The 7392-nt window shown below is 61.5% G+C and carries 8 protein-coding genes; 3 read left to right on the forward strand and 5 right to left on the reverse strand.

What is annotated here, in order from left to right:
• Together EOA28_RS18405 and glnA are read left to right on the forward strand one after the other, a co-directional pair.
• On the forward strand, window positions 1-99 hold a 99-nt coding region (locus EOA28_RS18405; protein WP_281060906.1), incomplete at its 5' end, for a P-II family nitrogen regulator.
• Window positions 100-160: 61 nt separating this feature from the next.
• Entirely contained in the window at window positions 161-1570 is a 1410-nt protein-coding gene (gene glnA / locus EOA28_RS18410) for a type I glutamate--ammonia ligase (protein ID WP_042642240.1), read from the forward strand.
• A 314-nt stretch (window positions 1571-1884) separates the two neighbouring features.
• On the opposite strand, the gene EOA28_RS18415 is transcribed toward glnA, so the two are convergent.
• Entirely contained in the window at window positions 1885-2922 is a 1038-nt protein-coding gene (locus EOA28_RS18415; protein ID WP_042642239.1) for a glutamine synthetase beta-grasp domain-containing protein, read from the reverse strand.
• Window positions 2923-3240: 318 nt separating this feature from the next.
• On the opposite strand from EOA28_RS18415, the gene EOA28_RS18420 reads away from it, so the two are divergent.
• Window positions 3241-3423 carry a DUF2735 domain-containing protein gene (locus EOA28_RS18420; RefSeq protein WP_281059309.1) on the forward strand — a complete coding sequence of 61 codons (183 nt, stop codon included), beginning with the start codon at window positions 3241-3243 and terminating at the stop codon, window positions 3421-3423.
• Window positions 3424-3502: 79 nt separating this feature from the next.
• Here EOA28_RS18420 and EOA28_RS18425 read toward each other — a convergent pair whose 3' ends face one another.
• The 4 genes from EOA28_RS18425 to EOA28_RS18440 all read right to left on the reverse strand — a co-directional run.
• Entirely contained in the window at window positions 3503-5392 is a 1890-nt protein-coding gene (locus EOA28_RS18425; RefSeq protein WP_126082789.1) for an MFS transporter, read from the reverse strand.
• A gap of 278 nt (window positions 5393-5670) precedes the next feature.
• The gene (locus EOA28_RS18430) at window positions 5671-6135 is read right to left on the reverse strand and encodes a cupin domain-containing protein (RefSeq protein WP_127251507.1); all 465 of its coding nucleotides are present in this window, start codon (window positions 6133-6135) and stop codon (window positions 5671-5673) included.
• A 113-nt stretch (window positions 6136-6248) separates the two neighbouring features.
• A complete protein-coding gene (locus EOA28_RS18435) occupies window positions 6249-7040 on the reverse strand; it encodes an ATP12 family chaperone protein (protein ID WP_127251508.1) in 792 nt (263 codons plus the stop codon).
• A gap of 10 nt (window positions 7041-7050) precedes the next feature.
• On the reverse strand, window positions 7051-7392 hold a 342-nt coding region (locus EOA28_RS18440), incomplete at its 5' end, for an EamA family transporter (RefSeq protein WP_148670754.1).

Consider the following 7392-nt stretch of genomic DNA (forward strand, 5'->3'; position numbering starts at 1 on the left):
GCGCAAACGGGCCGTATCGGCGATGGAAAAATCTTCGTTTCCAACATAGAGGAAGTCGTGCGCATCCGTACCGGCGAGACCGGTATCGACGCCATCTGACGCCCTCCATCTTTCTGCAACGTCATCATCAAAAACACGTCATCACACAGGGATACATGACATGACGACAGCCAAAGACATCATGAAGCAGATCAAGGACAATGATGTGAAATTCGTCGACCTGCGCTTCACCGATCCACGCGGCAAGCTGCAGCATGTGACGATGGATGTCGTCGAGGTCGAAGAAGACATGTTCGCCGATGGCGTCATGTTCGACGGCTCCTCGATCGCCGGCTGGAAGGCAATCAACGAGTCCGACATGGTGCTGATGCCCGACACGGATACCGTCCACATGGATCCGTTCTTCGCGCAGTCGACCATGGTCATCCTGTGCGACATCCTCGATCCGATCTCGGGCGAGGCCTACAACCGCGATCCGCGCGGCACCGCCAAGAAGGCCGAAGCCTATATGAAGTCGGAAGGCATCGGCGACACCATCTATGTCGGCCCCGAAGCCGAGTTCTTCGTCTTCGACGACGTGAAGTACAAGGCAGACCCCTACAACACGGGATTCCGCCTGGACTCCACCGAACTGCCGTCCAATGACGATACCGACTACGAGACCGGCAATCTCGGCCACCGTCCGCGCATCAAGGGCGGCTACTTCCCTGTGCCGCCGATCGATTCCGCCCAGGACATGCGCTCCGAAATGCTGACCGTGCTGGCCGAGATGGGCGTACGGGTCGAGAAGCACCACCACGAAGTCGCCGCCGCCCAGCATGAGCTCGGCATCAAGTTCGACACGCTGGTGCGCAACGCCGACAAGATGCTGATCTACAAGTATGTCGTGCACCAGGTCGCCAATGCCTACGGCAAGACGGCCACCTTCATGCCGAAGCCGGTGTTCGGCGACAACGGCTCGGGCATGCATGTGCACCAGTCGATCTGGAAGGGCGGCAAGCCGACCTTCGCCGGCAACGAATATGCGGGCCTCTCCGAAACCTGCCTCTATTATATCGGCGGCATCATCAAGCACGCCAAGGCGATCAACGCCTTCACCAACCCGCTCACCAACTCCTACAAGCGTCTGGTGCCGGGCTATGAAGCGCCGGTGCTGCTCGCCTATTCGGCGCGCAACCGCTCGGCTTCCTGCCGCATTCCGTTCGGCTCCTCGCCGAAGTCGAAGCGCGTCGAGGTCCGCTTCCCCGATCCGGGCGCGAACCCCTATCTCGGCTTCGCCGCCATGCTGATGGCCGGCCTCGACGGCATCAAGAACAAGATCCATCCGGGACAGCCGATGGACAAGGACCTCTACGACCTGCCGCCGAAGGAGCTGAAGAAGATCCCGACCGTCTGCGGCTCGCTGCGCGAGGCGTTGCAGAACCTCGACAAGGATCGCGGATTCCTGAAGGCCGGCGGCGTCTTCGACGACGATCAGATCGATGCGTATATCGAGCTCAAGATGGCCGAGGTGATGCGCTTCGAAATGACCCCGCATCCGGTCGAGTACGACATGTACTATTCTGTCTGACGACCGAACTTCTCGGCATCGGCGACAAAGACGGACCCCGGCGTTTCGCCGGGGTTTTCGCATGGGCAGTCCATCGGAGGGCTTTCCGCAAACCCAGCGTAGCCATGCAGCATCCGGCCGGTCCGCCACTGCAGAAGCAGCAGTCACGCCAAAGTGGTCGCGGCGCTCAATCGCCTGGCGTTGCTGCCGTTGACGGCGGCGGCAGGCGAAACATTTCCGCCGGTTGTTTGCATGCAAAAAAGCCCCGGCGAAGAACGCCAGGGCTTTCGACAATTGAAACTTACGAGACGCAGGCGAAGCCCGCGCCTGGATGATCAGGCTGCGGCGGAGACCGCGTCGGTCGAAACCTGCGAGATCGTCTTCAGGATCTGCGAAGCGATCTGGTAGGGGTCGCCCTGCGAGTTCGGGCGGCGATCTTCCAGATAGCCCTTGTAGTCGTTCTTGACGAAGGAGTGCGGAACGCGGATCGAGGCGCCGCGGTCGGCGACGCCGTAGGAGAATTTGTTCCACGGCGCGGTCTCGTGCTTGCCGGTCAGGCGCTTGTCGTTGTCCGGACCGTAGACGGCGATGTGATCCATCAGGTTCTTGTCGAACTGCGCCATCAGCGCCTCGAAATAGGCCTTGCCGCCGACTTCGCGCATATAGGCGGTCGAGAAGTTGGCATGCATGCCCGAGCCGTTCCAGTCGGTATCACCCAGCGGCTTGCAGTGGAACTCGATGTCGATGCCGTATTTCTCAGTCAGACGCAGGAGCAGGTAGCGAGCCATCCACATCTGGTCGGCGGCCTTCTTGGAGCCCTTGCCGAAGATCTGGAATTCCCACTGGCCCTTCGCCACTTCGGCGTTGATGCCTTCATGGTTGATGCCGGCGGCGAGGCAGAGGTCGAGATGCTCCTCGACGATCGTGCGGGCGACATCACCGACATTCTTGTAGCCGACGCCGGTGTAGTACGGGCCCTGCGGCGCCGGATAGCCGCTCTCAGGGAAGCCGAGCGGACGGCCGTCCTTATAGAAGAAATACTCCTGCTCGAAGCCGAACCAGGCGCCCTCGTCGTCGAGGATGGTGGCGCGCTTGTTGGAGACATGCGGGGTCACGCCATCGGGCATCATGACTTCGCACATGACCAGCACGCCATTGGTGCGGGCCGGATCCGGGTACACGGCGACGGGCTTCAGCACGCAGTCGGAGCTGTGGCCCTCGGCCTGGTTGGTGGACGAGCCATCGAAGCCCCACAACGGCAGTTGCTCGAGCGTCGGGAACTCGGCAAACTCCTTGATCTGGGTCTTGCCGCGCAGGCTGGGGGTCGGGACATATCCGTCGAGCCAGATATACTCGAGCTTGTATTTGGTCATTCCAGTGCCTCTCGTTGCTAGGACGCCGCAAGCGACGTCAACGCATGGCCGGGCTTGCCGGCCTGCCGATGGTTAAAAAGCAATTCGTATGCCACTCCGCCGTCGGCGGGTGCGGCAAAATGGTCGCGCCAACACGTGGATTTTGCTCAGCCGCCTCAATAATGCGCTCTGATCGCTCAATCGAGATTTCTGCATAAATAATTGGCAAATAATGATCTTTTTGTAGGCATATTGCCTAAACGAATCGCAGAACCTATCTTGCTTGCTAAGTTGAATCGGTAAGTCCCTAGACAAGCAAGGAGGTCGCCAATGCAGGTCATGCAACCGCTTCCGTCGGCAAAAATCCTGATGTTCCCGCTGGCAGGGCGCAAGTCTGCCTCAAATTTAGGCGCCAAGGCGAAATTCGCGGCAGAGCTTGCGACGCTTCGCGGCGAGCACGCCGACTTTGACGGCTGGTATCACGAAGCAGCCGTCGAGGAAGAAAATCAGCGCAAGAGCTGATCGCCCCTTAGGTTTTATGGACGAAAAAGCCCGGCGCGATCGCTCGCGCCGGGCTTTCTTTTCGAGCAGATGACCGAGGTCAGTCCTTGGCGTGCAAGTCGGTGCCGAGCGTATCCCTGACGAAGATCATGCCGATGATCAGCGACATCGCCGCGATGATCACCGGGTACCAGAGACCGTAGTAGATATCGCCCTTGTAGGCGCTGAGCGCGAACACTGTCGCGGGCAGCAGGCCGCCGAACCAGCCGTTGCCGATATGGTAAGGCAACGACATGCCGGTGTAGCGGATGCGGGTCGGGAACATCTCGACCAGGATCGCGGCGATCGGCCCATAGACCATGGTCACGAACAGCACCAGGATGAACAGGATGCCGATCGTCATCGGCCAGTTGATGGCCGCCGGATCGGCGAACATGGCGAACGCGCCGCCGCCCGGTATGGTGTAGACCGTGACTTCCGTCGCACCGGCCGCCTCGTCCTTGGTCAGGACCTTGTCGGCGATCGCCTGCTCGGCCGGAACCGTGGCCTTCTCGCCGCCGCGGATCGTGGCTGCATCGAGCTTCAGTTCCGGATTGGCCGCGATGAAGGCGTCGAGCTTCTGGTCCGCCACCTTGGCCGCGGCGCGCTTCAGGGGATAGCCGCCGTCCTTCAGCGCCATGTTCACCGCCTTCTGGAAGACCCCCTCCTTGGCCTTGGCCTGATCGCCGGCGGCAACGGCATCATAAGACTCCACCGTCTCGTTGCCGATCTTGACCGTAGCCGCGGTTCCAGGCGCGGCCGTCGTGACGACGTCGTATGGCACCGAGTTCTTGGTCAAGAACGAGGTCGCGATATCGCAGGATGTCGTGAACTTCGCGGTGCCGACCGGGTTGAACTGGAACCTGCAGTCGCCGGGAGCCGCCGTCACCGTCGCGCGGGTGTTCTGCTGGGCGGTGGCAAGAGCCGGGTTGGCGGCCGAGGTCAATGCCTTGAACAGCGGGAAGGTGCAGACGATGCCCAAAGCCAGTCCGGCCATGATGATTGGCTTGCGGCCGATCTTGTCGGACAGCCAGCCGAACACAACGAAGAAGATCGAGCCGATGGCAAGCGCGATGGCGATCATGATGTTGACCGACTGCGCGTCGACCTTCAGCACGTTGGTGAGGAAGAACAGGGCGTAGAACTGGCCATTGTACCAGATCACGGCCTGGCCGGCGGTGAGGCCGAGCAGCGCAAGAAGGGCGATCTTGGCGTTCTTCCACTGGCCGAAAGCCTCTGTCAGCGGCGCCTTGGAGCCCTTCCCCTCGTCCTTCATACGCTGGAAGGTGGGCGACTCCGACAGCGACAGACGAATCCAGACCGAAACGGCGAGCAGCAGGAAGGAAACGATGAAGGGAATGCGCCAGCCCCAGCTGGCATAGGTTTCCTTGCTGAGCGAGGCCTGCACGATCAGGATGACGATGAGCGACAGGAACAGGCCGAGCGTCGCGGTCGTCTGGATCCATGACGTGTAGTAGCCACGGCGATCGTCGGGCGCATGCTCGGCGACATAGGTCGCGGCGCCGCCATATTCGCCGCCGAGCGCCAGGCCCTGCAGCATGCGCAGCCCGATCAGGATCACCGGAGCCGCGATGCCCCAGCTCGCATAACCGGGCAGCAGGCCGACCAGGAAGGTCGACAGGCCCATGATCGTCATGGTGACGAGGAAGGTGTATTTGCGGCCGACGAGATCACCGATGCGGCCGAACACGAGCGCGCCGAACGGGCGCACCAGGAAGCCGGCGGCAAAGGCCAGCAGCGCGAAGATGTTGCGCGTCGCCTCCGGGATCGCCGGGCTGAAGAAGGTCGAGCCGATGAAGGCGGCCAGCGAACCGTAGAGATAGAAATCGTACCATTCGAAAACGGTGCCGAGCGATGAGGCGAAGATGACTTTCTTCTCCTCCCGCGTCATACCGCGGCTGGTTCCGCCGGCGGCCGATGCCATTGCCATTTGAATATCCTCCCGTGAGATCCCGTCTGTCCTCGATGGCTGCGCGCCGCACTCCTCCGAACGCAGACTCGAAAACGCAGCCAACAAAGCAAAAAATGACAGAAATGACGGCCGAAAGGCACCGCGACGATGGGATTATGACTTTGGTATTAGGTGCGGTGCGGGAGCGGCGCAGTGCCGGGAGCGGTTCATTTCCAGCGTTAGGCAACCAATCCGACGCACATCCTCTTTGAAAGGAGCGTTTTTCTCAGTATCCACGTGAAGCGTACGCCGTAGCCTTAACGATCGAGCGCCAACGTCTCGTCGTTGATTATCCCAAGACGGGCTTCAATCATTGCTATCTCGTCGGGCGAGGCGGCACCAGACGCCTCTATCTCCATGAAGAGTTGCTCGAAGCCGCCCGGCGTTACTATTGCGAACATCTGCCCGGGCTCGTCGCCAATGTTGCGCCAGCTGTGACGCACGTAAGGGGGCAGAACGACGACAGTGCCTGGAGGGGCATCGAATTCTTCGTCACCGCACTGGAAACGATACGTCCCGCAAACCACCCTAAAAACCTCTGTCTCGCGGGTGTGAGTGTGAGGGGTCGGGTCTTTCCCAGGAAGAGTGAAAGTTTCCCACATTCCGAATGCGCCGTTGGTCTCGGCGGCAGTGGCATGGACGACTACCTTCGCACCATGTGGCGCTTTGGCGAGGCGCTCGCTGCCCGGCGTGGAGATAACTGCTTTCTGAAAGTCCGACATGACCGCCCCCACTGGTTGAGTGGGGAACAATAGCATGAGATCGATTGCTGGTTCAGCCATTGGTGGCAGAGCAGCATTCCGCACGAAAAACCCCTGCGCCCATTTCTTGGCTTCTAGGCCTTCAGTGCCTCGAGCAGGCTGACCGCCGCCATCATGTCGCGTTTGCGGGCCGAGCGGCGCGCGACTGCCTCGGCGTCCTGGCCCCAGTGCTCGATCTGCCAGTCCTCGTCGACATGGGCCGCTGCCCAAGCTTCCTCGGCGTCCAACTCGCCGAAATCCACGGCCAGCGCCAGCAGCGCCGAGCCGGTCAGCGCTGTCATGACATGGATGGCGGCCAGCCGCATCGGCTCCGAGCGTTGGCCAAGATGCGCGCCAAGGATGGCGATGGCTTCGCGCGGCTGCTCGACATGGATGACGCCTTCGGCAAGATTGAAGCGCGCGCCGAGGCTGCCGCGTGCCCAGTCCAGCACCGGATCCCACAGCTTGTTCTGACGATCGACCAGGCCTTGCGGACCGTCGGCGCGGTAGCAAAGCAGATCGGACGAAGCGAAGCGCAGCACATCCTCCAGCACCGCCTGCGGATCGGAGGCGACACCGTCTATGGCGGTGTTGACGAGGCGCATGACTGGCATCGTCACGGGATCGATGACTTCGCCCTGGGCGCTGAATTCGCCCGCCACAAGTGCTGCGGCCTTTTCGGTTGGCAGCACCATCACGGCCTTGCCCGGCGTGCGCACCGGACGGCCGTCGAGATGAACGGCAAAGCCGTTTTCCACCGGGACAACCGAAACCGCCTTGTAGAAACGCTTCGGCAGCGGCGTCTTCATCTGGATCTGGGCGCGGCGCACGGGATCTGGATCGGAAAGCAGTTTTCCGGCTTCGAGGTCTTCGAGGATGTCGCGCATGTCGAGCTCCCTAAACTGTTGGCTGCCTGCGCGCCGGCCGGTTGACGATGATGAGACCGGCGGCGATCAGGGCCAGAGCCAGGAATATCCTGGTCGTCGGCGCTTCACCAAGGACCACCGCGCCGCACAAGACGCCGAACACCGGCGACAGGAAGGCGAAGCTCGACAGACCGGACGCGGGGTAGCGCCGAAGCAGCCAGAACCACAATACATAGGTGAAGGCGACGATATAGAAAGACTGGAAGAGCAGCGCCAGCGTCGGCAAGGTTGCAACCGCGCGAATGGGCGGGCCGGCCAAGGGCATCACCAGGACACCGACTATCGCCGCGCCGGCCAGTTGGTAGAGCAGCAG

It is taken from the genome of Mesorhizobium sp. M2A.F.Ca.ET.067.02.1.1 (genome assembly GCF_004023285.1).
GTDB lineage: Bacteria > Pseudomonadota > Alphaproteobacteria > Rhizobiales > Rhizobiaceae > Mesorhizobium.

Bases quoted from the DNA above. Each gene is read 5' to 3' on its own strand.
- glnA (WP_042642240.1), top strand. From the start codon at position 161: ATGACGACAGCCAAAGACATCATGAAGCAGATCAAGGACAATGATGTG.
- EOA28_RS18415 (WP_042642239.1), bottom strand. From the start codon at position 2,922: ATGACCAAATACAAGCTCGAGTATATCTGGCTCGACGGATATGTCCCG.
- EOA28_RS18420 (WP_281059309.1), top strand. From the start codon at position 3,241: ATGCAACCGCTTCCGTCGGCAAAAATCCTGATGTTCCCGCTGGCAGGG.
- EOA28_RS18425 (WP_126082789.1), bottom strand. From the start codon at position 5,392: ATGGCAATGGCATCGGCCGCCGGCGGAACCAGCCGCGGTATGACGCGG.
- EOA28_RS18430 (WP_127251507.1), bottom strand. From the start codon at position 6,135: ATGTCGGACTTTCAGAAAGCAGTTATCTCCACGCCGGGCAGCGAGCGC.
- EOA28_RS18435 (WP_127251508.1), bottom strand. From the start codon at position 7,040: ATGCGCGACATCCTCGAAGACCTCGAAGCCGGAAAACTGCTTTCCGAT.